General features: G+C 30.2%; 1 protein-coding gene and 1 pseudogene. Both read left to right on the top strand.

The window, feature by feature from the left end; genetic code table 11:
* Positions 1–488 precede the first annotated feature (488 nt).
* Positions 489–677, top strand: coding sequence for a CsbD family protein (locus AB0I15_RS66785; RefSeq protein WP_002440614.1), 189 nt, complete (start codon positions 489–491; stop codon positions 675–677).
* Positions 678–1,321: 644 nt separating this feature from the next.
* A pseudogene (locus AB0I15_RS66780) lies at positions 1,322–1,837 on the top strand (replication initiation protein); the annotation flags it as partial.
* Between the last annotated feature and the right edge of the window lie 7 nt (positions 1,838–1,844).

Here is a 1,844-nt window from a genome sequence, read left to right as displayed (position 1 = left end):
TACCGAATGGCTACATACGGAGACATTTCTGTGTAGGATTCCTCTTATGCTCTTTTAAAATATTTTAAAATATAAAAGTTACATTATACACCTATTTTTTTCAGGTTTTAGCTTTTTATTGAGAAGGATAATTAAAATAAAAAAACATATTTTTTTCTGAAAGTGTTGAGAAATAAATTTTAAAATGATTTATAGCCTCTCTGTTGAACAAAAAAAGTTTTTAGTCATTTTTATACGTGGAATGATTAAATGTCCTAGAAAGGGCTTAAAATGCAAAATAAAAAGACTACTCATTTTTTGAGTAGTCTATCTGTAGGATAGTTTTTGATATTCTAAATGAAAAGGAGTAATACATAAATCATTTTGTATACATGGGATAATACAAGGTTTAATGCATGGGATAAAAAAGGATATGATTTCACTTTTAAAAAGGGTATTTGAATAATAGAATTGTATTGTAGACATTGATTATTTAGGAGGAATAGAAAATGAGCGAAGAAAAATTCGAACAAGCAAAAGGAAATATCAAAGAGACTATTGGAGATGCTACTGATAATAAGGATTTAAAAGCAGAAGGTAAAGGAGATAAAGCTTCTGGTAAAGCCAAAGAAGTAGTAGATGATGTTAAAGATAAAGCTAATGACTTGATTGATAAAGTTAAAGGAGATAAAAACTAAATAAAAATTAAAACGTCTTAAGTATTATTATGTAGCATACTTGGGACGTTTTTTATTTAAAGTGAATAAAAATAAATAATAAGACACGCATTTATGCCGAGAAAATTTATTGATGTTGAGAAGAACCCTTAACTAAACTTGGAGACGAATGTCGGCATAGCGTGAGCTATTAAGCCGACCATTCGACAAGTTTTGGGATTGTTAAGGGTTCCGAGGCTCAACGTCAATAAAGCAATTGGAATAAAGCAACAAAAGGAGTTGAAGAAAATGAGTGAGAAAACTAAGAAAAGCATTCGTATAGCATTATCTTTTGCACAAGTAGTAGTACAGTCATTTATAGTTTATTATGCTTACAAGCAATATAAATTATCTAAAGAAAATTAATTTTTGATTATGTAATAAGTTTTGGTACTAAAAAAGACTTGATCTGATTAGACCAAGCCTTTTGATAGTGTTATATTAATAAACAAATAAAAAGAAGTCGCTCACCCACCGACCAAAGTTTGTGAACGACAATCCAAAAAGAAAACATGAGTTGTTTTTTATGAATTTGTATATTTAAATACTAAACGATATTTAAATATACATCAAGATAAATATTCGGGTGGGCGACTTCTTAAATTAAATTAAGGAGTCGATTTTTTATGAGTAGAAAAGAGCAAGAAATTCATTCAAAGCAAAGCACATTACAAGAAGTTACAAATTACACCTCAACCGGATACTCTAATAGCCGGTTAGGAGTGCATTCTGTGCACCCACAAAATCCTAAATTAAGTTTTGACGCTATGACAATAGTTGGAAATCTCAGTCGTGACAACGCTCAAAAGCTATCGTCATTTATGAGTATCGAACCACAAATTCGACTTTGGGATATACTACAAACGAAATTTAAAGCTAAAGCACTGCAGGAAAAAGTTTATATCGAATACGACAAAGTAAAAGCAGATACATGGGATAGACGTAATATGCGTGTTGAATTTAATCCGAATAAACTTACGCATGAAGAAATGCTTTGGTTAAAACAAAACATTATCAACTACATGGAAGATGACGGTTTTACAAGAATAGATTTAGCTTTTGATTTTGAAGATGATTTAAGTAATTATTATGCAATGACTGATAAAGCAGTTAAGAAAACTGTATTTTATGGTCGTGACGGGTAAGCAG

It is taken from the genome of Nonomuraea sp. NPDC050643 (assembly GCF_040654715.1).
GTDB lineage: Bacteria > Actinomycetota > Actinomycetes > Streptosporangiales > Streptosporangiaceae > Nonomuraea.
This window is presented reverse-complemented; position numbering and strand designations above follow the sequence as displayed.

Bases quoted from the DNA above. Each gene is read 5' to 3' on its own strand.
- AB0I15_RS66785 (WP_002440614.1), top strand. From the start codon at position 489: ATGAGCGAAGAAAAATTCGAACAAGCAAAAGGAAATATCAAAGAGACT.